Annotated in this window: 22 protein-coding genes; 21 read left to right on the forward strand and 1 reads right to left on the reverse strand. The window is 35.9% G+C overall.

The genetic code is table 11. From position 1 onward, the window contains the following. The first annotated feature begins 9 nt into the window (after positions 1–9). Entirely contained in the window at positions 10–2,403 is a 2,394-nt protein-coding gene (gene pheT / locus ACS3UD_RS02530; protein ID WP_308137902.1) for a phenylalanine--tRNA ligase subunit beta, read from the forward strand. Between the two features lie 38 nt (positions 2,404–2,441). On the opposite strand, the gene lgt is transcribed toward pheT, so the two are convergent. After that, positions 2,442–3,179, reverse strand: a complete 738-nt coding sequence (lgt, locus tag ACS3UD_RS02535) for a prolipoprotein diacylglyceryl transferase (RefSeq protein WP_308137901.1) — start codon at positions 3,177–3,179, stop codon at positions 2,442–2,444. 356 nt (positions 3,180–3,535) lie between these two features. Here lgt and mraZ point away from each other — a divergent pair, with 356 nt between their 5' ends. From mraZ to ACS3UD_RS02635, 20 genes are all read left to right on the forward strand, one after another. Then, complete coding sequence (gene mraZ / locus ACS3UD_RS02540; RefSeq protein ID WP_308137900.1) at positions 3,536–3,973, forward strand: division/cell wall cluster transcriptional repressor MraZ; 438 nt, start codon at positions 3,536–3,538, stop codon at positions 3,971–3,973. Positions 3,974–3,984: 11 nt separating this feature from the next. Continuing rightward, a complete protein-coding gene (gene rsmH, locus ACS3UD_RS02545; RefSeq protein WP_308137899.1) occupies positions 3,985–4,914 on the forward strand; it encodes a 16S rRNA (cytosine(1402)-N(4))-methyltransferase RsmH in 930 nt (309 codons plus the stop codon). A 3-nt stretch (positions 4,915–4,917) separates the two neighbouring features. After that, a complete protein-coding gene (locus ACS3UD_RS02550) occupies positions 4,918–5,394 on the forward strand; it encodes a septum formation initiator family protein (protein ID WP_308137898.1) in 477 nt (158 codons plus the stop codon). 11 nt (positions 5,395–5,405) lie between these two features. After that, complete coding sequence (locus ACS3UD_RS02555; protein ID WP_308137897.1) at positions 5,406–7,538, forward strand: penicillin-binding transpeptidase domain-containing protein; 2,133 nt, start codon at positions 5,406–5,408, stop codon at positions 7,536–7,538. 243 nt (positions 7,539–7,781) lie between these two features. Beyond that, positions 7,782–9,263 carry a UDP-N-acetylmuramoyl-L-alanyl-D-glutamate--2,6-diaminopimelate ligase gene (locus ACS3UD_RS02560; protein ID WP_308137896.1) on the forward strand — a complete coding sequence of 494 codons (1,482 nt, stop codon included), beginning with the start codon at positions 7,782–7,784 and terminating at the stop codon, positions 9,261–9,263. Between the two features lie 18 nt (positions 9,264–9,281). Continuing rightward, positions 9,282–10,256 carry a phospho-N-acetylmuramoyl-pentapeptide-transferase gene (mraY, locus tag ACS3UD_RS02565; protein ID WP_308137895.1) on the forward strand — a complete coding sequence of 325 codons (975 nt, stop codon included), beginning with the start codon at positions 9,282–9,284 and terminating at the stop codon, positions 10,254–10,256. A gap of 36 nt (positions 10,257–10,292) precedes the next feature. Then, positions 10,293–11,654: a UDP-N-acetylmuramoyl-L-alanine--D-glutamate ligase gene (gene murD / locus ACS3UD_RS02570; RefSeq protein ID WP_308137894.1), complete on the forward strand. Its 1,362-nt coding sequence runs from the start codon at positions 10,293–10,295 to the stop codon at positions 11,652–11,654. Continuing rightward, on the forward strand, positions 11,638–12,759 hold the full coding sequence (gene ftsW, locus ACS3UD_RS02575) for a putative lipid II flippase FtsW (RefSeq protein WP_308137893.1): 1,122 nt from the start codon (positions 11,638–11,640) through the stop codon (positions 12,757–12,759). Before murD ends, ftsW begins: the two co-directional genes overlap by 17 nt. 127 nt (positions 12,760–12,886) lie before the next feature. Then, entirely contained in the window at positions 12,887–14,011 is a 1,125-nt protein-coding gene (murG, locus tag ACS3UD_RS02580) for an undecaprenyldiphospho-muramoylpentapeptide beta-N-acetylglucosaminyltransferase (RefSeq protein WP_308137892.1), read from the forward strand. Between the two features lie 69 nt (positions 14,012–14,080). Next, complete coding sequence (gene murA, locus ACS3UD_RS02585; RefSeq protein WP_308137891.1) at positions 14,081–15,343, forward strand: UDP-N-acetylglucosamine 1-carboxyvinyltransferase; 1,263 nt, start codon at positions 14,081–14,083, stop codon at positions 15,341–15,343. A gap of 34 nt (positions 15,344–15,377) precedes the next feature. After that, the gene (locus ACS3UD_RS02590; protein ID WP_308137890.1) at positions 15,378–16,208 is read left to right on the forward strand and encodes a cell division protein FtsQ/DivIB; all 831 of its coding nucleotides are present in this window, start codon (positions 15,378–15,380) and stop codon (positions 16,206–16,208) included. Next, the gene (locus ACS3UD_RS02595) at positions 16,201–16,929 is read left to right on the forward strand and encodes a DUF881 domain-containing protein (protein ID WP_308137889.1); all 729 of its coding nucleotides are present in this window, start codon (positions 16,201–16,203) and stop codon (positions 16,927–16,929) included. Before ACS3UD_RS02590 ends, ACS3UD_RS02595 begins: the two co-directional genes overlap by 8 nt. 262 nt (positions 16,930–17,191) lie before the next feature. Continuing rightward, positions 17,192–17,644 (forward strand): DUF881 domain-containing protein, encoded by a 453-nt coding sequence (locus tag ACS3UD_RS02600; RefSeq protein ID WP_308137888.1) that lies wholly within the window; start codon positions 17,192–17,194, stop codon positions 17,642–17,644. A gap of 15 nt (positions 17,645–17,659) precedes the next feature. Next, entirely contained in the window at positions 17,660–18,004 is a 345-nt protein-coding gene (locus tag ACS3UD_RS02605; protein ID WP_308137887.1) for a DUF1290 domain-containing protein, read from the forward strand. Between the two features lie 94 nt (positions 18,005–18,098). After that, positions 18,099–19,184, forward strand: coding sequence for a cell division protein FtsZ (gene ftsZ / locus ACS3UD_RS02610; protein ID WP_308137886.1), 1,086 nt, complete (start codon positions 18,099–18,101; stop codon positions 19,182–19,184). Between the two features lie 127 nt (positions 19,185–19,311). Further along, positions 19,312–20,916 carry an ABC-F family ATP-binding cassette domain-containing protein gene (locus ACS3UD_RS02615; RefSeq protein WP_308137885.1) on the forward strand — a complete coding sequence of 535 codons (1,605 nt, stop codon included), beginning with the start codon at positions 19,312–19,314 and terminating at the stop codon, positions 20,914–20,916. Beyond that, positions 20,916–21,179 (forward strand): hypothetical protein, encoded by a 264-nt coding sequence (locus ACS3UD_RS02620; protein WP_213926133.1) that lies wholly within the window; start codon positions 20,916–20,918, stop codon positions 21,177–21,179. Before ACS3UD_RS02615 ends, ACS3UD_RS02620 begins: the two co-directional genes overlap by 1 nt. Positions 21,180–21,514: 335 nt before the next feature. After that, on the forward strand, positions 21,515–21,715 hold the full coding sequence (locus tag ACS3UD_RS02625; RefSeq protein WP_213926132.1) for a cold-shock protein: 201 nt from the start codon (positions 21,515–21,517) through the stop codon (positions 21,713–21,715). A gap of 160 nt (positions 21,716–21,875) precedes the next feature. Then, the gene (metF, locus tag ACS3UD_RS02630) at positions 21,876–22,754 is read left to right on the forward strand and encodes a methylenetetrahydrofolate reductase [NAD(P)H] (protein ID WP_308137884.1); all 879 of its coding nucleotides are present in this window, start codon (positions 21,876–21,878) and stop codon (positions 22,752–22,754) included. 39 nt (positions 22,755–22,793) lie between these two features. Continuing rightward, the gene (locus ACS3UD_RS02635; RefSeq protein WP_308137883.1) at positions 22,794–25,187 is read left to right on the forward strand and encodes a homocysteine S-methyltransferase family protein; all 2,394 of its coding nucleotides are present in this window, start codon (positions 22,794–22,796) and stop codon (positions 25,185–25,187) included. The last annotated feature ends 51 nt before the right edge of the window (positions 25,188–25,238 follow it).

The raw sequence follows: 25,238 nt of genomic DNA on the forward strand, positions 1-25,238 counted from the left end.
GAGGTTAAAATGTTAGTACCTATAAAATGGATGAAAAAATATGTCGATATTAACACTGATGACAAGACATTATCAGATAAGTTAACACTTACGGGTTCACACGTTGATGCTGTAATTGATTATACAAAGGAAGTTGTAAATGTAGTAACAGGCAAAATAGTTGAGCTTGTAAAGCATCCTAATGCCGATAAGCTGGTGGTTACTCAAATTGATATTAACAAGGAAGAGCCGGTACAGATAATTACGGGAGCAAAAAATGTCAAGGTTGGAGATATAGTTCCAGTTTGTCTGGAAGGAGCAGTTCTTCCCAACGGACTTAAAATTAAAAAAACAAATTTTAGAGGCCTTCCTTCATACGGCATGATGTGCTCTTATGAAGAACTTGGGTTTGACGATAAAGTAATTCCAAAGGAAGCAAGAGATGGCATAGCTATTCTTCCAGCTGAAACTGAATTAGGAAAAGATATTAAAGAAGTACTTGAGCTGGACGGAAGTGCTTTAGAGGTTGAAATAACCTTTAACAGGCCAGACTGCCTGAACATAGTTGGTATGGCTAGAGAAGCAGCGGCAACTTTGGGAACAAAATTTAAATTCCCGAAAATAGAAATCAAAAATGAATCAGGAAACATTGAGGATTATTTAAACGCTGTTGAAATAGATGATGAAAATTTATGCTCGCGTTTTTACGCAAAAGTAATTAAGGATATAAAAATAGGGCCTTCCCCTCTTTGGATGCAAAGAACTCTTATGGATGCAGGCATGAGGCCTATAAACAATATTGTTGACGTAACTAATTTTGTGATGTTGGAGCTTGGGCAGCCTTTACACGCATATAACCTTGAAGCGCTTGAGGGAAGAAAGCTTGTGGCTAGGAGAGCTAAAAAGGATGAAAAAATAGTTACGATAGATCAGAACGAAAGAAAATTAGATGAAAATATGCTTGTAATTGCCGACGGAGTAAAACCTGCATGCATAGCCGGTGTTATGGGAGGTTATCATTCTGAAATAGGCGATGATACAAAAATAATGGTTTTGGAAAGTGCAAATTTTAATCCTAAATCAATAAGAGAAACTTCCAAAAAATTAGGCATGCGTTCTGAAGCATCCGCACGAAATGAAAAGCCTATGGGATATGTTATGGTGGAACTGGCAGCAAAAAGAGCATGTCAGCTTATTGAAATGATAGGTGCTGGAACTGTTGTTGGAGGATACCTTGAAGCGGGGAAAAATAAATATGTGCCTCCGGTAGTTACACTGAGACCGCATCGTGTCAAATGGCTGCTGGGAATAGATATACCTGTGGAAAATATGCTTAGCTATTTAAATAAGCTTGAAATTGAATCGGAATTTGACGGTGAAAAAATTGTAAGTAAAATCCCTTACTTCAGAACTGATATTGAGCAGGAAGCTGATTTGATTGAAGAAATAGGAAGACTTTACGGATTTGAAAACATTGCTTCGGAACCACTGAGAGGAAGTACAAGGGTAGGCAGAAAATCTGATATACGCATGCTGGAAGACCAGATAAAAGAAATATTGTGTGGAATGGGACTGTATGAGATTACTACATATTCGTTCATAAGTCCTAAATCATATGACAATATAAATGCTTCACCTGACAGCGAATTGAGAAATTATGTGAGAATATTAAATCCTTTAGGAGAGGATTTTAGCTCTATGAGGACTACATTGATTCCAAATATGCTGGAAGTTGTACAAAGAAATTCAAACAGAGGCGTTGAAAGTGCTAAGCTATATGAAGTAGGGAGCATATTTATACCAAGAGAGCAGCCTGTTGTACAGGAACCTTATGAAAAATTGAAAGTCTGCATAGGAATGTACGGAAATTATGATTTCTATGATATGAAAGGCATAATAGAAGGAGTCCTTTCAAGAATGGGAATAGCCGTAGGTTTGAAATCTGTATCTGATAATCCCATATTTCATCCGGGCAGGACTGCGGCAATGTATGTAGACGATGAATATATTGGAATTTACGGCGAGGCATCTCCTAAAGTTCTTGAAAATTACGGATTGGAAGGAAAGATATATATTGCTGAAGTAGATGTCGAAATGCTTCTTAAACATAAAAATACAGGCTGGAAATATGCGCCTCTTCCGAAATATCCTGCTATGGTAAGAGATATTGCGGTAGTAGTGGATGATAATGTCTTGGTAGGCGATATGATAACAGATATTGAAAAAATAAATCCTCACTTGATAGAAAGTGTTAAGTTATTTGACGTATATAAGGGCGATCATATAGAAGAAGGATACAAGAGCTGCGCATTCTCAGTTACCTATAGAAACAAGGAACGCACATTAAAAGAAAAAGAAGTTGAAAATATTCACAAAAAGATACTAGAAGAGCTTGCAAGCAAATATGAGGCAAAATTAAGATAAGTGAAAAATAGAGATTCTTCGGGTAACCGAAGAATCTATTATTTTATTTCTTTTTTCTTTTTTAAATACGTGAGAAGTAAAAAGCCGGCTATGATGGAAGCAAGGCTTACCAACTGTGCTATTCTCATTCCCATGAACATAAGGCTGTCTGTTCTTAGCCCTTCCACAAAGAACCTTCCTGCGGAATATAAAACTAAGTAAATAGCTAAAACCTGTCCGTCTGTTGTTTTCTTGTTTTTTCTGTACCAAAACAGAAAAACAAATATGCAAAAATCGATTATTGACTCATATAGAAATGTGGGATGCACTTTTTGACCATTTACCACTATTCCCCACGGAAGATCTGTAGGGCCTCCATGAGCTTCCTGATTAATGAAATTGCCCCATCTCCCTATTGCCTGACCTAGAGCCACGCTTGGTATAACAATGTCAAGAAGTTCAAATACATTAATTTTTCTTTTCTTGCAGAATAATATGCCTGCTATTATACCGGCAATCAATGCACCGTGTATTGCCAGCCCGCCGTTTCGTATGTTTATTATTTCCGATGGGTTTAGGCTGTAGTAATCCCATGAAAATGCTACATAGTACAATCTTGCTCCTACAATCGCTGAAGGAATTGCGATTAAAAGAAAATCAAGAAGATTATCTTCCTTGAAACCAATCCTTCGGCATTCTTTCAAAGCAAAAAATATTCCCAACAATACTCCAAGGGATATTAATACACCGTACCACATTATATCAACACCAAAAACTCTAAATGCTACCGGATCCATAAATCCTCCTACCTGTTTTACTTTGCAGTTAACTTCCTATGCTGCTTTTACAATTATATAGTTATATTACCGCCAAGTCAAATAAAAGATGGTGGAACGATAAACGTGATGATTATCGAGAAACTAACTTCAAATAATAAGCTTTTTCTACAAAAATAATTCGTATTTTATACGAATTATCTCATTTTTTGTTGGTTCAGGAAGTAGGTAATGTGGATTATTTATTGCATATTGGTTGTTGGGCATTGAAATTACACACAAAATTATGGACAAAAATATATTTTTTTAAATTTAAAAAATAATAGTGGAACATTTAGCCCACAATGTGGTATAATATGCCCAGTAGGTGGTAGAAAATGTTTACTGGTGAATACATACATTCATTTGATGAAAAAGGAAGAGTTATAATACCTTCAAAATTTAGAAATGAACTAGGGGAAACATTCTATATCGGAAAAGGACTGGATAAATGTTTATTTGTTTATCCTATTGAAACATGGACAGAATTTGTTGGTAAACTAAAAAACCTCTCAACATTCAATAAACAAGAAAGATTCTTTCTCAGAAGATTTGTTTCGGGTTTTAGTGAATGTTCTTTTGATAAACAGGGAAGAATATTGATACCGCCTAATTTAAGAGAATTCTGTGAATTGAGTAACGAAGCTACTATTATAGGGGTTATAGACAGAATAGAAATTTGGAGCAAAGACAGTTGGAATGATTACTCCAACAATGACGAATTTGATTTTGACAGCATTGCGGAAAAAATGTCAGATTTGGGGATAGGACTATAAGGAGGAGTCACATGGATTACAAGCATACATCGGTTTTATTGGATGAATCGATAGAAGGATTAAACATTAAGACTGACGGAATTTATGTTGATGCAACACTGGGAGGGGGAGGTCACACAGAGGAGATACTTAAAAGAACCACAAAAGGAAGGGTAATAGGTATTGACCAGGATGACTATGCAATTAAAAGAGCAAATGAAAAACTAAAAGAATATAAAAATTTTACAGCGGTGAGAAATAATTTTAGCAATATTGAAGAAATTTTAGATGATTTAAATATAGATAAAATTGACGGAATTTTATTTGATTTGGGAGTTTCGTCTTTTCAATTAGATATACCTGAAAGAGGATTCAGTTATAACAATGATATGCCCCTTGATATGAGAATGGATAATAGTCAGACGACTACTGCAAGACATATTGTTAACGGATATGAAGAGCATGAGTTGTCAAGAATATTGTGGGAATACGGCGAAGAAAAATGGGCTGCGAGAATTGCTAAGTTCATTGTTCAGGAAAGAGAGCATGAATTTATAGAAACAACCGGACAGCTTGTAAGTATTATTAAAAAGGCGATTCCGAAGCAAGTTCGTCAGGATGGAGCTCATCCGGCTAAAAGAACATTTCAGGCTATTAGAATTGAAGTGAACAGGGAACTTGAAATTCTTGAGAACACATTTAAACATGCTGTTGACAGGTTGAATCCCGGAGGAAGAATTTGTGTTATAACATTTCATTCCCTTGAGGATAGAATTGTTAAGAATACATTTCAAAACTTAAACAAGGATTGCATATGTCCTCCAGAGTTTCCAACATGTGTATGTGATCACAGACGAAAATTAAAAATTATAACCAGGAAACCTATTGTTCCTACGCAAGATGAAGTGGAAACAAATAACAGAGCACACAGTGCTAAGCTAAGAATAGGAGAAAGGGTGTAAGAAATGTCAGCTTTAAGAAAAGAAGCCATTGATTTAGATTATGGACAAGGATCGGTAAAATATTCTCCAAAGAAAAAGCGAATAAAAAAAGCTAAGAAAAATATTAATGTTATAGAAAGCTTTAAGAATACTGCTATGCTTGCAGTAACATTTATACTTGGAATATTAATAGTCTATAATTATGCTGTCATAACGGATAAACAAATGGAGATTCACAATTTAAACCAGGAAATTGCCACGCTTAAAAATGACGCAGACGCTTACAACATAACATTGGAGAGTATAAAAAACACTAATTCAATAGAAGAAATGGCAAAAACGTATCTAGGGATGAATTATCCTACAAGAAAACAAACCGTATTTGTCGACTTTACATACGGAAGTACAGAAACTTCGGAGGATGAAACTAAATCAGCAGAAGAAAAAAGCAATAACATACTGGTAGGTTTAATTGACAAGGTTGTCAGTTTCATTCAGTAAGGGGGTTTCGTATGAAAAGACGGGTGAAAAGCATTACTAACCTTCAAAATAAAAGAAGAATGTTGGTATTTTTGCTTTGCTTTTTTTTAGCTACGATTGCACTGGTAGTAAGATTAGGGTTTATTCAGATCATTCATGGTGAAGAGTATAAAAAGCAGGCCATGGAAAATTGGTCCAGGGATATTACAATAAGTGCAAAAAGAGGAACAATATATGATGCGAGAGGGAAAAAACTTGCAGTAAGTGTAAATTCAAGCACTGTGACTTGTATACCAGCGGATGTGAAGAAAGGCATGCAGTCGAGTGAAAAAGAAAAGGAATCAGAAGAAGATGAAGCAGGAGGGTTCATAACATCGATTCTCAAAAAAATGAACAAATCAATGTTTGGGTCGGGTAAATCCACTGCAGCGGAGTCAATTCCGATAAATACTAAATCACCTGAAGAAACAGCTAAGATTTTATCGGAAATTTTAGAAATGGATTATGAAGATGTTCTAAAAAAAATAACAGCTGATTATTCATCCGTTATTTTAAAAAGGTGGATAACAGACGAACAGGCGCAAAAAATAAGAGAAGCTGAATTGAGCGGAATAACTGTAATTGAAGATAATAAACGAGTATATCCATACGGAAATTTTGCTCCGTATGTGCTTGGATTTACAAATACCGATCAGGATGGTCAATACGGTGTGGAAGCTACATTCAATGAATATTTGACGGGCATCCCCGGAAGGACAGTTGTAAACACAGACGCATCCGGCAGAGAACTGCCATTCGGGTATAATGAATACTATGAACCCAAGGACGGACTTGGAGTCGTGGTTACAATAGATGAAGTAATTCAACACTATGCGGAATCAGCGGCGCAAAAAGTACTGAAGGATTATAATGCCAAGAGGGCTACTATAATAGCGATGGACCCAAATAACGGAGATATCCTTGCAATGAGTTCAAAACCGGATTATGACCCAAATAATCCTAAAGAGCCTCTTGATGAAATGATCAAACAAGAGTGGGATCAGCTTTCTAGTGAAGATTTGATGAAAGCTTGGTATGACATGTGGAGAAATCCTGCTGTTAATGATATATATGAGCCCGGGTCCACATTCAAGCTTTTGACTACAGCAATAGCGCTTGAAGAAAATGCTGCAACTCTTCAGTCAACATACTTCTGCGACGGATTTGTCAGACAGATTCCGGGAGAAAACATTAAATGCTGGAGATATTACCGCCCTCACGGGCAGCAGACACTATCCGAGGCAATACAAAACTCTTGTAATGATGCCTTGGCAGAGATAGGTCTGGATATTGGAAAGGATGCATTTTTTAAGTATCTTAAAGCTTTTGGTCTTGAAGAAAAATCAGGAATTAAATTAAACGGAGAAGCTCTTGGTTTACTCAAAAAACCCTCATATATGAAAGATGTAGATGTAGTAACGCAATCATTCGGGCAGGGGGTCGCGGTTTCTCCCATACAGCTAGTTACGGCAGTTGCGGCAATTGCAAACGGCGGAAACCTTATGGAACCCAGGATAGTTAAACAAATCATTGATGAAGACGGCAATGTAGTTGAGAACTTTGATCCTGTATTAAGAAGAAAAGTTATTTCAGAGGAAACTTCAAAGACTATGCTTTCGATTATGAAAGATTCAGCAGAGGCTGGTACAAAGCAGGCATATAGAGCAGGTTACCGAATAGGTGGGAAATCAGGTACAGCGCAAAAAGTTATCGATGGCAAGTATGTAGACGGCAAATTTATATCCTCATTTATAGGGGTGGCACCTGTTGACAATCCAAAAGCGGTAGTATTGGTAATGGTTGATGAGCCGGACAGAAGTATAGGATATTACGGAAGTATTGTAGCAGGTCCTGTTGCAGCGGACTTGATTGAAAATATCATGAAATATTATGATGTTGAACCTATTTATACTGAAGAGGAATTAGGAAAGGTTGAAGCTCAGACTGTTGAAGTGCCAAGTCTTCTTGGACTTACAATTGCCGAGGCAACAGATAAGCTTATACATGCTGGGCTTGAAAGTAATATAACAATCGAAGTAGAGGCTGACAGAATTGTAAAATCTCAATTCCCTAAGGCTGGCGAAAAGGTAGCTAAGCATTCTATGATAACATTAATTTTAAATTAAAAAATTATTTGGCTTCGCCTGGCAAAATAAAATACATCTTAATAGCGGCGGAACGCATTATTATTGCGTTCCTTTTTTCAAATTTTATGGCAATGCAGTCTATATGTTAAATACTTCACATTCTATTAGTTGAAATATATGGAAAAGTACCAATTATTATAACAATTCTGTTTATTGTATTTGAATTTTAATTATGATAAAATTGCATATAATAACATACAATTAAATAAAGGGAGCAAACAAATGGATATTAAAAGCCTTCTTCAGCAAATAGATTATGAAAGCTTTTCGGGAGATGAAAATACTACAATAAGAGGAATTACAAATGATTCAAGAAAAGTTTCCGGCGGTGATGTCTTCGTTGCAATTAAAGGCTATACTTCAGACGGTCACAAGTATATACCTGATGCGCTAAAAAACGGAGCATCAACAGTAATATGCGCCGAAGTTCCTGACAACAGCCTCACATTAGGTAATTTTATATGTGTTAATGATCCCAGAAGAACTCTGGCGTCAGCGGCTAACATTATATACGGGAATCCTTCGGAAAAACTTAACATTTCTGCAGTTACCGGAACTAATGGGAAAACAAGTACCACATACCTATTAAAGGGAATCTATGACTACCTGGGAGATAAATCCGGAATAATAGGAACCATTGGAGTATTGGTAGAGAATGAAAAGGTAAAGGTTGACAATACGACTCCGGAAGCTTCAGACTTACAAAAATACTTTGCAAAAATGGTACAAAAAAATGTTGATCATTGTTTTATCGAGGTGTCTTCTCATGCTCTTGAGTTGAACAGAATTGATGATATTAATATTGATGTTGGAATTTTCACTAACCTTACCCGAGATCACCTTGATTTTCATAAGACAATGGAGAATTATTACCAAGCTAAGAAGAAGCTCTTTTACATAACTAAAATTAATAATATTATAAATGTGGATGATCCCTACGGACTGAGACTTTACAAGGAGCTTAAAGAAGATGGAATCAATGCAGTTTCTGTAGGTATAGAAAATGATGCAGATATAAAAGCGTCAAATTTAAAAACAACCATGAAAGGCACTTCGTTTGATTTGAATATCTGCGGAACTGTTAAGAAAGTTCATGTCAATACACCCGGAAAATTCAGTGTGCTGAATTCCATAGGAGCATTAGGAGCAGCTTATGCATTGGGAGCAGATATTGATAAAATAATTGAAGGCCTAGCTAATATAAAGGGAGTAACGGGAAGATTTGAAATGATTGAAAATAATCTTGACTGTATAATTGTACTAGATTTCGCCCATACACCTGATGGACTGCAAAAAGTTATGGAAACAATAAATGAATTTGCAGAAGGAAGGAAAATTGTGATGTTCGGAGCGGGAGGAGAAAGAGATTCCGCGAGGCGTGCACCAATGGGAGAAATAGCGGGAAAGTATTGTGACCTAAGCATCCTGACGTCAGATAATCCGCGCTTTGAAGATCCTTATGAAATATGTTCGGAAATTGCAACTGGGGTGAAAAAATATAACGGTAAGTATGAAATAATAATAGAAAGAGATAAAGCAATTTATTACGCTATTGACAATTCAAAGAGCAAGGATGTAATATTGTTAGCGGGCAAATCAACTGAGCCTTATCAGGATATGGGAGTAGAAAAAGTTCCGTACGACGAGGGCACAATTGCAAAAAATGCAATTATTCAGGTTGAACGAAAAAGAGGACTGAGATAACAAAACAAGGAGTTAAAAATGCACGAAGCAGGACAAATAATCAGAGTAATAATTGTATCTTTTCTCATTGCACTGTTCTTGGGACCGGTTGTAATACCGATATTAAGGCGTCTTAAAGTGGGACAAAGCATCCGGGAGGAGGGGCCTAAATCCCATTACACAAAAGCAGGCACGCCAACAATGGGAGGCATTATAATTATTTTAGCAGTAATAATTGCGACATTTACCAGTGGATATTATACAAAAGAAGTGTGGGCAGGACTGTTTTTTATGGTTAGTTTTGGACTTATAGGATTTATAGATGATTACATAAAGGTTGTTCTTAAGAGAAATTTAGGTCTCAAAGCCTATCAAAAGATCATATGTCAGTTTATTTTTGCATTAATGCTTGCAATGTACGGTTCGAGATACAGCGCATACGGAACAAAACTCATAATACCATTTGCAAATGCATATATTGATTTAGGTGTTTTATATATACCGTTTGTATTATTTGTAGTCGTAGGCATAGTGAATTCGGTAAATTTGACAGATGGATTAGATGGGCTTAATACAGGTGTTACTCTTATAGTAATGGCCACATTCAGCCTCATAACAAACAGCATGAAGGATATAAGTTTGGTGTTTGAAGGAGTTTCAATAATAAGTGCTGCTGTCGCGGGAGCTTGCCTTGGTTTTTTAAAGCACAATGCAAATCCAGCGAAAGTTTTTATGGGAGATACAGGTTCATTGGCTTTAGGAGGGGCGGTTTCCGCAGTTGCCGTGTTGTCCAATACTATATTGCTTATTCCCATAATAGGTGGAATTTACTTTGCTGAAGCACTGTCGGTAATTATTCAGGTGCTTCACTACAAAAGAACAAAAAAAAGAATATTTAAAATGGCGCCCCTTCACCATCATTATGAAATGAGCGGATGGAAAGAAACGAAAGTTGTGGGCGTATTCTGGATTGCAACAGTGATACTGGCATTTATAGGAATTTATTCAATATAGGCGACATAAAATAATAATGGGCTGGGAGAGGCTAACATGAAAAATAAAAACATACTTGTTGTAGGGCTTGGGGTTTCAGGAATTGCATGCGTAAAGAGTTTAAGCAGGCTTGGAGCTAACATATATGCTTATGACGAATCATTTGAAAAGGCATCCGAAAAAATGAATGAACTGAAAGGCATAAAAGCAGAATATTTTTTCGGAGAAGATAATATAGAAAATATAAAAATGGATATGTTGGATCTGGCGATAAAAAGTCCCGGAATTAAATACGAAGTACCTATCATACAAAGGCTGCTGCACAAAAAAATTAAAATAATCAGTGATATTGAAGCAGCATACAAGGTTGCAGAATCTAAAATAGTTTCAATAACGGGAACAAACGGAAAAACAACTACAACTACACTGATTGGGGAAATAGTTAAAGCGGCTGGTAAGGAGTGCAAAGTTACTGGCAACATAGGATCGGGAATGCTTTTTGATTCTGTAAATTCAGATAGAGATAGTATTTTAGTTGCCGAAGTCAGCAGTTTTCAACTTGCAGGAACATATGAATATAAGCCTTCTGTTAGTGTTATTACAAATATTACTCCAGATCATTTAGATTATCACAAAACAATGGAAAACTATATGGAGGCAAAATTTAAAAATGTTATAAACCAGGATGAGAATGATTGTGCTGTTTTAAACTATGAAGATAAATATATAAGAGAATTTTCAGATAAGATAAAAGCACGAAAAATATTTTTTAGCTCAGAGAGAGTATTGGATGAAGGTATTTATTCTGATAATGAAAAAATGTTTTTCAAACATAACGGAATAACTGATTTTATAATTGATATAAAAGATATCTTTATACCTGGCAAACACAACTTGGAGAATGCTATGGCAGCTGCAGGAGCAGCATTATGCTTAGGCATAGGTAAATCAGAAATTGCTTATGTGCTTAAGGAATTTAAGGGAGTTGAGCACAGGCTTGAATTTTGCGGAGACTTTAATGGTGTTAAGTTTTATAATGACTCAAAAGGAACTAATCCTGATGCATCTATAAAAGCAATTCAAGGAATAGAAAAGCCTATTATATTGATAGCAGGAGGGTATGATAAAAAATCACCCTACGATGAATTTATAAAGTCGTTTGATAATAAAATAAAAGCTTTGGTTTTATTGGGGCAGACGGCTGCAGATATAGACTCATGCGCAAGAAAATACGGATTTGAAAATATATACCACGTAAAAAATATGGATGAGGCAGTTCGTAAGTGCTTTGATTTAAGCAGAACAGGCGATAATGTAGTTTTATCTCCTGCATGCGCAAGCTGGGGAATGTATCCTAACTACGAAGTTAGGGGAAGAGATTTTAAGGAGAGGGTAAATTATTATGGAGGAAGCAGTTAAGAATGCCGGTAAGAAGACTATTGACTGGGTATTAGTTTTTATAGTTATAGTATTGATACTCTTTGGTTTCCTTATGGTTTACAGTTCCAGTTATCCTGATGGATATTACAAATTTGATGGTGATCCATTTTATTTTTTAAAGAAGCAGGTTATAGCCGCGGTTATCGGTCTTGTGGGAATGATTTTTTTTGCAAGTATTCCGTATAAAATATATGCAAGATTTAATAAAATGATTTTAATTGCATGTGTAGGGTTTGCTCTTCTGACAGTTGTGCTGGGAATTGCTTCAAACGGTGCACAGAGGTGGATAAGCGTAGGAGGTATAACATTTCAGCCTTCAGAAATAATTAAAATAGGCGGTGTTTTGTACATGGCTGACTATTTTAATAAAAACAGAAAAAACATGGGATCACTTAACAAGGGATTTTTTCCTTCGCTAATATTAATTGGTTTGTTTTGCCTTTTGATAGCCATGCAAGATGATTTGAGTACTGCTATAATATTGGGTGGTACACTTATGGTTATGTTTTTTTGTGCAGGTGCAAGGTTAAGTCATCTTATTGTATTATTTCTGCTCGCTGTGGCAGGGGTTGCTGTATTAATAGCAATGCAGCCGTACAGAATCACAAGAGTAATTGTTTTTTTTGATCCATTTGAGTATAGTCAGAATGAGGGGTGGCAGATTATTCAGTCACTATACGCTTTGGGAACTGGCGGCTTGTTTGGAATGGGTATAGGAAAGAGCAGGCAGAAGTTTTTTTATCTTCCTGAGGCATATAATGATTTTATATTTTCAATAATAGGAGAAGAACTTGGGTTTATAGGTTGTGTGTTTTTAATATTGGCGTTTGTTGTTTTTGCATGGAGAGGGCTGAGAATATCCATGAATACTGAGGATTTTTACGGCAGTCAAGTAGCTTTAGGGTTAACAACACTTGTGCTGGTTCAGTTTTTAATTCACGTGGCAGTTGCTACTTCGTCAATGCCTCCTACAGGAAGAGCTCTTCCGTTTATAAGTGCCGGCGGGTCATCATTGATGTTCTTGCTGTGTTCAATGGGTATTTTACTAAATATATCGAAATTTTCAAATACATATAGAAATTGAAAATGATAATAAGTCATTTTCAATGAGTTCCAGAATTGTATGGGCGAAAGCCAATTGCAAACATGTGAACATAATTGCACCTATGGTGTAAAAAAATATATACAAATTATAAGGATTGGTTAATTTTATGAGAGTTCTTATTACGGGCGGCGGAACAGGAGGTCATATAAATCCTGCACTTGCAATAGCTCAAAAGATAAAAAACGAGAATCCATCCAATGAAATATTGTATGTTGGAACAAAAAATAGCCTTGAAAGCGAATTGGTTCCAAAAGCAGGATTTGAGTTTGGATATGTATCCGCAAAATATTTAAGAAGAAAGATTAGCTTAGAAAATATTAAAACATTGTTTGCTTCTGCTAAAGGGGTAGTAGATTCATTAAAAATAATAAATCAGTTTAAGCCTGATATTGTAGTAGGTACTGGAGGATATGTCTGTGGACCGGTTGTTCTTGCGGCAAGCTTGAAGAAAATTCCAACTATGATTCATGAGCAGAATGTATTTCCTGGAATTACAAATAAAATTTTATCAAAAATAGTAGATGTTGTTGCAATTAGCTTTGATGAAGCTGAAAAATATTTTCCTGAGGATGCAGTTAAGAAGCTTGTGCTTGTTGGTAATCCTGTGCGCAAGGATATTTTAACAGCAGACAGAAAAAAGTCAAGAATAAAGTTAAATCTTTCAACGGATACAATATTGATCTATTCTTTCGGAGGAAGCGGTGGACAGCCGAGTTTGAATAAAGCTATAATAGATGTAATAAAGAAATATAATAAAAAAAGGGGCATAAGGATTATCCATGTTACCGGCAAAAATCATTACAGTGACTTTATGGATCAAATTAATGAAGACAACATAGATATTGGTGATAATATAGAGATATTAGATTACATGTACGATGCTGCGACGGCATTATCGGCATCTGATATTGTGATAGGGAGTGCAGGGGCTATTACTATTGCGGAAATTACTGTTACAGGAGTTCCGGCTGTTCTTATACCTAAGATGTATACTGCTGAAAATCACCAGGAGTATAACGCCAGAGCACTAGAAAAAGTTGGTGCAGCAAAGGTAATTCTAGAGAAGAATTTAAATGGCAGTGAGCTAATAAAAGCTATTGAAGAAATTATTGAAAATAAAAGTGTATTGAGAACAATGTCACTTAATTCAAAAAAAATGGGAAATACAGATGTTGAAAATAAAATATATGAATCCATGCTTAAACTAATCAACTTAAAATCCAAAAAGTAACAAGTAAGTGAACGCTGCATAACATATATTATGATTACCACATGTAATACTTGTTGCGGAGGGATAAAGATGGGGAGTTTTATTATTCAAGGAAGTAGCAGCCTGGAAGGAATCGTTGATATCGGCGGATCAAAAAATGCTGCTCTTCCTATTTTAGCCAGCACGGTAATAAACGGGAGAGAGTATCTTCTTGAAAATATACCTGACATTGAGGATGTCAGAGACATGTTTGATATCCTAAGAACAATGGGGTGTAAAGTTCAATATGACAAGGGCGTCGCATTAATAGATACCAGAGAGCTTAACACACACAAAGTTCCTGATAAAATTGTAAGAAAAATTAGATCATCTATAATTTTAATGGGAGCGGTGCTTCAAAGAACGGGTAATGTAGAAATTGCATATCCGGGAGGTTGTGAAATTGGGCTTAGACCCATTGATCTTCATTTGAAGGGATTAAGGAAGCTGGGAGTTGAAATATTTGAGAAAAGCGGGCTGCTGGTAGGAACAGTGAAAAAAGCTGAAGGCTGTGAAATTTCATTAGACTATCCAAGTGTTGGAGCTACGGAAAACATAATGCTTTTTGCTGTTGGCTCTCCAGGAAATACGGTTATTTATAATCCAGCCAAAGAGCCCGAGATTGTGGATTTGCAAAATTTTTTGAATACCTGCGGTTATTCGGTGTATGGAGCCGGAACCGGTACAATAATTATAGAAGGAAAAGATATTAAAAATACTGACACTGTTGAATATAAGATAATATCCGACCGAATTGAGGCTGGAACTTATTTAAGCGCAGCCGCATCGATGAAGAGCAAAATATACATAAGAAATATTGAAAAGTCGCATTTTAAATCAATTACCTCAATTTATGAAGATGCCGGATGTGAGATAAGAGAAACTCACGGCACTATTGTTATTTCAAATAACGGTAGAATAAAGGCCATAGAAAAGGTGACTACACAGCCGTATCCGGGATTTCCGACAGACATGCAGGCTCAGTTTATGTCATCCATGTCGGTTGCTGACGGAATTTCAATAATAGAAGAAACTGTTTTCGATAGCAGATTCAAGCATGTGCCTGAGCTTCAAAAGATGGGAGCAAACATTACAATTATAGGAAGAGCAGCTGTGGTTGAAGGAGTTGAGAAGCTGTACGGAGCAGAAGTTGAAGCGAAGGATTTAAGAGGAGGAGCAGCACTGGTTGTAGCAGGATTAGGAGCTGAAGGAACTACAAAGATTAATAACATACATCACATAAGCAGAGGATATGAAAAGCTTACAGATAAATTGCAAAATTTAGGTGTAATAATTACACAAATTGAACCATAAATAAAAGATGAAAAATAACGGCGTGTGAGCGTTGTTGTATAAATATAATATAGGTACTGTAATGGCAAATGAAAAAATAACTAAAAAACGAAAGAAAAAAAGAAGAAAATTTAGAAAGCTATTTGTCAGTACAGCAGCTTTTATAACGGCTGCTGTAGTTGTTATTTTTTGTGTTTATTACGTGTACTTTGAAACTGATTACTTTAATGTTGCAGAAATAAGCGTATCTGGTAATTCGAGTTATGACAGTGATTATATAGTGGACAAGTCACAGATAAAAAAAGGGCAGAAGATTTTCAGCGTTGAAAGAAGCGAGATACGTGAGATTATCAGCAGAGAAACCTATGTGAAAAGTGTAAGAGTTATTTATGAGCTACCAGACAAAATACTTATTAAGGTTTCTGAGAGGCAGGAGAAGTATCAGGTGCATTTTAATAACGAGTACATAGTAATTGACGATGAGGGAATAGTACTTAGAAACGGACCGGAAAAAAACGAATTAATAACTATTGAAAGTTTGACAGATGTATTATACAATATAGGGGAAACTATTCAATTCGCAGGAGTTTATGACGCAAGTGAAATACTCCGTGCGGCTGATTATATAAATGAAGAATTCGGAACCGACGCAGTAAAAGGATTATCTGTTGATTCAGATGACAGTTTTTTGCTAAAAACGGAATACGGAACATGTGTAAAAATAAAGCTGAATGAAGACATTAAATATCAAGTTGTATTTGCAATGAAAATAATAAATGAGAGATTAAACAACAACCTTGTTGTATCAAACGGGTTGATTGATTTTACAAAGGGGGATAGTCCGGTTTATATAGAGGACTTTAAAGCGGAGGAAAATAATGAGTAAATTGTGGCAAAAAATAATGTTATTTGTAATCAGTATAGTGTTGGGAATTATTTTAATGACGCAGATCCAAACAACAAACAGTGTATTGGGTGGTGACACTCTTCAAGAGAAAGCGTCAAACCTTAATAACGAGCTTGCAAGACTCTCTGTTGAGAAGAATCAACTTAGAGAGGAATTGGATGAACTTAAAAGAACGTCTGAAGAAAATAAGGAGCTTTTTGAATCAAGAGAAGCTGAAATACAAAGACTAAATGAGGAACTTGAAACTCAGAAAATACTGTCAGGCTATTATGATGTAAAAGGAGAAGGAACTATTATAACCATAGATTCAAATCCAGACTCACCATACAGCATTGCAATGAGCCATCAGTACATACTTGCACTCATAAGCTACTTAAACAATGCAGGAGTGGAAGCAATATCAATAAACGGGCAAAGATATACAAACTACACAGAAATAGTTCCGGTTCTTGACCATATAAATGTCAACGGTGTTGCCATGGTTTTGCCTCTTGAAATAAAAGCGATAGGTTTTTCGAACACAATAGAGGCTTCATTGAATTTTGTCGGAGGAATAGTGAGTCAGTTGAACAATATAGGATATACTGTTGAAATAGAGAGCTCTCCTGAAATATTTATTAATGGATTTGATGGAGAAAAAGAATTTAAGTATGCAGAACCTGTGACAGGCGAAGAAGATACTATGAACGGAGGAGATTGATATTAAAGTCAATACCTATATTATTGCATTATTATCTTTTGTTGCAGCTTTTTTTATCGCTTCAGGGGTAGATGCAAATGTAAATGAAAACACAATATATTTAGTTAGGGATTTAAATGAATACGAAAATAATATTAATGATGTAAGAAACGTAGTTGAAGGCCTCAAAGAAGAAATAATTAATGAAAAAAAATTCATCTACGGATATGAAAATAAAAGCTATTTAGACGATATAATAAGTATAAGCTCACAAATTGAAGAATTGAAATTTTATAATGGATTTACTGACGTTAGAGGACCGGGAATATATTTTAAGATCTCAGACAGTACAATTGAAGACGATAGTTTGGATATAATGCAAAAGATTGTTCATGATGTAGATATTACAGTTTTGCTGAACGACTTAAAAGCTGCCGGTGCTGAGGCTATAGCTGTAAATAGCAAAAGGATTATTAACATATCGGAAGTAGTGTGTGCTGGACCACTTATAAAAGTTAACGGAGAAGGAGTATCAGCCCCATTCTTTATAAGTGCCGTTGGAGATATGGAAGACTTGTATACGGCCGTAACAGAAGAGGGAACATATGCTTATGATCTGAAAAACACATATGGAATGGCGGTGGATGTTATAATGAGCTACAACGTTCCGATTCCAAAATATAAAAGAAACAATGAAACAAATTATGAAGTTAAATATGCGGTTAGTGCTGAATGATAAGGGGTTGATTAAATGATTTATGTAGTTACAGGAGTTATTCTTGGCCTGCTGGTTGGATTGAATTTAAATTTAGTATACAGTCCTGAGTATGCAGTTTATATTTCAATAACTGTCTTGGCAATTTTGAATACAATTTTTAATTTGCTAAATCTAAACACAAAGGGCGAGTTAACAATCGTTAAAAGTTTAACGCATTTATTGGCGGATCTAGTGTTTGGTTTGCTGCTTGCATATGTGGGAGAACAGTTAGGGCTTCCTATTTATTTAGCCGCAGTATTTGCATTTGGCAACAATATTTACCAAAATATGAGAGCATTAGTTAATTTTATACTAGAAAAGTATAATAAAAATGAGTAAACTATTTAAAAATATATATGAAATTCAACATGTATATGCTATAATAGAAGCATTACGAATATGAAAAATTTTCTCTTGTTTAGGAGGTCAATATATGTTTCAGTTTGAAGAACCAACAGAAAGACTCGCGAATATTAAAGTTATAGGTGTAGGCGGCGGCGGAAACAATGCTGTAAATAGAATGATAGATGCCGGTGTGAGGGGTGTTACTTTTATAAGTGTAAATACGGACAAGCAGGCATTATATACATCAAAGGCAGAAATAAAATTTCAGATAGGCGAAAAATTAACCAGTGGTTTGGGGGCAGGTTCCAAGCCGGAAATTGGTGAAAAAGCTGCAGAGGAAAATAAACAGGACATTGCCGAGCTTGTGGAAGGCGCGGACATGGTTTTTATAACTGCAGGAATGGGAGGCGGAACAGGAACCGGAGCTGCACCTTACATAGCCGGAATTGCAAAGCAAATGGGAATACTGACAGTTGCTGTTGTTACAAAGCCTTTCATATTTGAAGGTAGAAACAGAATGAAAAACGCCGAAATGGGACTTAAGAAATTAAAAGACAGCATAGATACATTGGTTGTTATTCCCAATGATAAACTTCTAGAAATATCGGATAAAAAAACAACTATGCTTGAAGCATTTTCGCTGGCTGATGATGTTTTGAGACAAGGTATTCAAGGTATTTCAGATTTGATTGCCATACCTGCAATTATGAACCTGGATTTTGCTGATGTTGAAACCATAATGTCGGGCCAGGGCCTTGCACATATGGGAATAGGAATGGCAACAGGTGAAAACAGAGCACTTAACGCAGTTAAACAGGCAATACAAAGTCCGTTGCTTGAAACTTCTATAAATGGTGCAAGAGGAGTGCTGCTAAACATTACAGGCGGAGTTAATATGGGTATACATGAGGTTAACGAAGCAGCGAAGCTTATTGAGGAAGCTGCAGATCCTGAAGCAAACATCATATTCGGAGCGAATATAGATGAAACTGTAGGAGATGCTGTTAAGATAACTGTCATTGCAACCGGTTTTGGTGGAACAGAAAAAGAAAGCGAAACAGTCAAAATTTCTAGGAGTGATAACAAAAATAGTAATAACGGCGGGGATGCTGCGCAGAAAGAAAATCCGTTTGATTTCCAGATTCCTTCATTCCTAAACAAGAGAAATAATTAATTTACCAGGAAAGTCTTGAAAGACCCGAACGGTCTTTCTTTTTTCTTGCATTATTTATATATATATGATATTCTTTTAAAGGTTTAATTTGAATATAAGCATAATAATATACAGTAAGGATGATTAAATGATTACAGTAACAAATTTAAGTCTCCAATTTGGCGGGAGCAAGCTTTTTAATGATGTTAATTTAAAATTTGTTCCGGGTAACTGTTATGGTGTTATCGGAGCCAACGGGGCAGGTAAATCTACTTTTCTAAAGATTTTGTCGGGAGAAATCGACTGCACAACAGGAGAAATAGCAATACCGAACAATGTGAGGATGTCTGTTTTGAAACAGGACCATTTTATGTACGATGATTTTTCAGTAATGGAAACCGTAATAATGGGCAATAAAAGACTCTACGAGATAATGAAAGAAAAAGATGCCCTCTATGCAAAAGAAGATTTTACTGACGAAGATGGTGTCAGAGCTTCGGTGCTTGAAGGCGAATTTGCAGAGATGAATGGATGGGATGCTGAAACAGAAGTTGCACAGATACTTCAGGGGCTTGGCGTCGGATCGGAGCTGCATTATTCATACATGAGAGATTTAAACGGAGGCGATAAGGTTAAAGTTATGCTTGCACAAGCATTATTTGGACGTCCCGGAATAATTCTACTTGATGAGCCTACAAACAATCTGGACATCGATTCGATAAATTGGCTGGAAGATTTTTTGCTGGATTTTGAAGGCCTTGTAATCGTAGTATCTCATGATAGACATTTTTTAAACACTGTATGTACTCATATAGTTGATATTGACTATAAGAAAATTAAGATGTATGTTGGTAATTATGATTTTTGGTATGAATCAAGTCAACTCATGCAGCAATTGATGAGAGATCAGAACAGGAAAAGAGAAGATAAAATAAAAGATTTGCAAAACTTTATTCAGAGGTTCTCTGCTAACAAATCTAAATCAAAACAAGCGACGTCAAGAAGAAAGCTTCTTGAAAAACTGGAAGTCGAAGAAATGCCGGCTTCGTCGAGAAGGTATCCGTTTGTAAAGTTTACGCCTGACAGAGAAGTTGGAAATGAGATTCTCACAGTGGAAGGTTTGTCAAAAAATATAGACGGCATAGATGTGCTTAAAGACATTTCCTTTAGGGTAAACAGGGGAGATAAAATTGCATTTGTAGGGGAAAATGAACTGGCTCAAACAACACTTTTTAAGATACTTGTAGGTGAAGAAGAGCCGGATAAAGGTACTATCAAGTGGGGGCAAACAATCACTAAATCTTATTTCCCAAAAGACAATTCGGAGTTTTTTGATGGGGTTAATTTGAACTTGGTTGACTGGATGAGACAATTTTCAGAAGACCAGTCAGAAAGCTTTTTAAGGGGATTCCTTGGAAGAATGCTTTTTTCTGGAGATGATGCATTGAAGCCTGCTAATGTATTGTCCGGAGGAGAAAGAGTGAGATGTATGCTCTCGAGAATGATGCTTTCAGGATCAAATGTGCTGGTTCTTGATCAGCCTACAAACCATTTGGATCTTGAATCCATAACCGCACTTAATAACGGACTAATAGACTTTAAGGAAATTGTACTGTTTTCTTCCCATGACCATCAATTTATACAGACAATTGCAAGCAGAATAATTGAGCTTACAGAAGATGGGATGATAGACAGAGCGATGACATATGATGAGTATTTAGAAAGAAAAGAAAAGAAGTCGAGGGTGAGTTAATGAATAAGAAGTGTGCTCAGGAAATGAGCTTTGAGGATTTTTGTGGTGCTATCAACCATGAGATGCTCAATGAACTGACTAAGATGAATATTTCTTACAACAGGGCATACAGCATCTTTAAAGATATAATTAAGGAATCTCAATTGACTGAAAATGAAGACATGGGTACCATGGACAGCATTGTCAGGAACATTATTTTGGATTATACCGATGAAGTATTGGCAAATGAATTTTCTAAGTATGAGCCTAGGGAAGATCAATAGCACGGAAAGTTATTTTGAGTTAAGGCGAGGAACATAATTGGTGATAGATTGTGATTCCTCGTTTTATATAGCAATTTTAACTAAAAAATTTGAACTGCAGAATTCGACAAAATGTGTCATGCTGTTTGTGATTTTTATTTTAATCTTATTATTATTTTCCATAAAAAGTGTTGACAAATACATAAGTGTGTGCTATTCTTAAATAGTATTACAGAGTATTTATAGATTTCACATGTTTTTAGATATTATATGTGTTGCTGTATATAATATGTAAAAATATGTGAATTTTTTTATATACAATGTCAATATAAATTTTAATATTTTAGGAGGTACTCATGGTTAAGGGTACAGTTAAATGGTTTAACTCAGAAAAAGGATTTGGATTTATTACAAAGGAAGATGGAAATGATGTATTCGTACATTTTTCAGCTATTCAAGGAGATGGATTCAAAACTTTAGAGGAAGGTCAAAAAGTTTCTTTTGACGTTACTCAAGGTGCTAGAGGAGACCAGGCAGCTAACGTAGTTAGATTATAATTATTAGCGGCTAAACAAGAAACCGGGAATTACTTCCTGGTTTCTTTTTTTAATTATATTGAATTATATAATTATAATAGTTTAAGTTTATTTATAGATCCTTGTTTACAATTCCCAACATACTGTGTTATAATGTTCAGAAAAATTACAAGGAGAAATAATGTTTATAAAGGACATATTTAATAAAAAAAAATTTGTATTTTCATTTGAAATATTTCCGCCTAAGGCGACATCACCTATAGATACCGTATATAAAACCATGGAGGCACTGAGTGACCTGAGACCGGATTATATAAGCGTAACATATGGAGCTGGTGGAGGAAGCAACCAGAATAAAACAAGTGAAATTTCATCTATGATAAAAAACAGGTATGGAATTGAGGCTTTAGCTCATCTTACATGCATCAGCTCAACTGAAGATGATATAAAAGAGGTTTTGAAGGAGCTAAAAAAGGAGAATATTGATAACATACTTGCACTTAGAGGAGACATACCGTTAGAACAGGATATAAAGGGAGATTTCAAGCATTCATCAGATTTGGCAAAATTTATAACAGAGAATGAGTGTTTTGATCTCGGAGGTACATGTTACCCAGAAGGACATTACGACAGCAAGAATATCGAGGAAGATGTGATTAATCTTAAGAAGAAAATTGAGGCTGGCGTTACACATCTTACTTCTCAGCTTTTTTATGACAACAATGCCTTTTATGAATTCATGAATTTAACGGTAAAACATCACATTAATGTACCTATTCAGGCAGGAATAATGCCCGTCACGAACAAAAAGCAAATTGAGCGTATTGTAGAATTAAGCGGCACCAAAATGCCGGAAAGATATATAAAAATTATGGATAAATTTGAGTATGACAAAGATGCAATGGCAGATGCAGGGATTGCATATGCCACCGATCAAATTATAGACTTAATGTCAAACGGTGTTGCCGGAGTCCATCTTTATACTATGAACAATCCATATATAGCAAGAAAGACTCATGACAATATAATTTCTTTAGTACACTCTATTAATAGGAAATAGTAAAAGGGTCAATACATATTACATCATGCAGAGGTTATTATGAATTTTAAGGATTATATAAGAGAAAAGATAGTTGTTTTAGATGGTGCAATGGGAACTCAGCTTCAAAAGAAAGGGCTTGAGGTTGGTGAGGTTCCCGAAGCAATTAATATAACAAACAAGGAAAACATAGTTGAGATACACAAAGAATATATAGAAGCAGGTTCTAACGTAATAACTACAAATACCTTCGGAGCAAATGAACTGAAGCTTCAAAGAACCGGGTATGAAGTTGAGGAAATTATTGAAGCCGCAGTTTCAGCAGCAAAGGAGGCTGTGGGTTCAAAAGAAGTATATATTGCTCTGGATATAGGGCCTATTGGAGAACTAATAGAGCCTCTGGGCCATTTGTCTTTTGATAAAGCCTATGAAATATTTAAAAGGCAGGTATTGCAAGGTGTTAAATCTGGCGCAGACATTATATTAATTGAAACTATGACGGATCTTTACGAAGCAAAAGCGGCAGTGCTGGCAGCAAAGGAGAATTCGGAACTTCCTGTGCTGGTGAGCATGTCGTTTGAAAAGGACCATAGAACGTTTACTGGGTGCCTTCCTGGAAGCATGGCTTTGACTTTGGGAGGGCTGGGCGTAGATGCAATTGGCATTAATTGTTCTTTGGGCCCTAAGGAAATTAATCCAATAGTTAAGGAGATTCTCAAATGGACGGATGCTCCAGTGCTTGTACAGGCAAATGCTGGGCTGCCGGTTATGAAGGAAGGGCATATGTTTTATGATGTTCGCCCATCAGAATTTGCAGATGAAGTTATTGAATTTATTAAAATGGGCGTCTCTCTTGTGGGAGGATGCTGCGGAACTACACCTGAATATATAAAACAAATTGCTGATAAGATAAAAGGTGAGAACAAGGTACGCAGGCAGTTTGAACATTTTTCAGCTCTTTGCACTCCTACAAATACCGTATTGATAGATGAAATCAGGGTGATAGGGGAAAGGATAAATCCAACAGGAAAGAAGCTTCTAAAGGAAGCTTTGAAGTCCGGCGATGTGGACTATATAATTCAGCAAGGTGTTTCACAGGTTGAAGCAGGTGCCGAATTATTGGATGTAAATGTAGGGTTAAGGGAGATTGACCAGAAGAAAATGATTATTGAAGTGGTAAAGGCCCTGCAGACTGTTATAAATGCTCCTCTTCAAATTGACTCATCACAGGCTGAAGTTATTGAAGCGGGATTGAGATACTATAACGGAAAGGCTATAGTTAATTCTGTCAACGGTGAAGAAAAAGTTCTTGACAGAATTCTTCCAATAGTAAAAAAATATGGCGCTGCTGTTGTGGGGCTTACTTTGGATGAAAAAGGAATTCCGGATAATGCTGCTGATAGATATAAAATTGCGGAAAAGATAGTGAAAAAAGCAGAGAGTTATGGTATAAATAAAGAGGATGTTTACATAGATGCCTTAACATTGACTTGCTCGGCGCAGCAGGAAGAAGTTGTTGAAACAATTAAAACACTTGAAATGGTAAAGAAAGGATTAGGAGTAAAAACAGTTCTTGGAGTTTCAAATATTTCATTTGGCATGCCAAACAGAGGCCTTATTAATGAAACTTTTCTGACGATTGCTATGGCCGCAGGGCTGGATTTACCTATTATTAATCCAAACGACAGCGCTATGATGGACAAAATTTTTGCATTCAATGTATTGTTTAATCATGACAAAGCTTCAAAAAAATATATTAAAAGATACGGAGAAGAAAAGAAATTAAAACCATCTGACGGAAAAATTGAGCATGTGAAGAACGAGGCTAGTCTTACTGAACTTGTTATCAAAGGACTTAAAGATAATGCTGCAGTTGCAACGGATTTACTTTTGAAAACAAAGGATGAACTTGAAATAGTCAACGAATACCTGATTCCAGCTCTTGATAAAGTGGGAGATGACTTTGAAAAAGGTATAATATTTCTTCCGCAGCTTATTCAGTCGGCCGAAACGGTGAAGGTTTCGTTTGATGTCCTTAAAAAGAGTTTAAAATTAAAAGACAACTCTAAAATAAGCAATGGAAAAATAATTCTAGCTACAGTAAAAGGCGATGTTCATGACATAGGTAAAAATATTGTCAAGGTCATACTTGAAAATTATAATTATGAAATAATAGACCTAGGTAAAGATGTTACTGCTGAAAAGATCGTAGATGAAGCAAGAAAGCTGTGCAGTGAGCCACTAATGGTAGGATTGAGTGCATTGATGACAACAACCATGAAAAGTATGGAAGATACGATAAAAGAGTTAAGAGACAACAATGTAGATTGCACAATAGTAGTGGGTGGTGCAGTTCTGACTCCTGAATATGCGGAGAATATGGGTGCCGATTATTATGCAAAAGACGCCAAGGAGGCGGTGAAAATTGCAAAAGAAGTTTTTAAAGAAAAATAGAAACGCGCAAGCCATATGCTGTTATGGAGTAGTGACAAAAAAAGGATTGCG

Source organism: Sedimentibacter sp. LTW-03, from assembly GCF_052059825.1.
In the GTDB taxonomy this organism is placed as follows: domain Bacteria; phylum Bacillota; class Clostridia; order Tissierellales; family Sedimentibacteraceae; genus Sedimentibacter.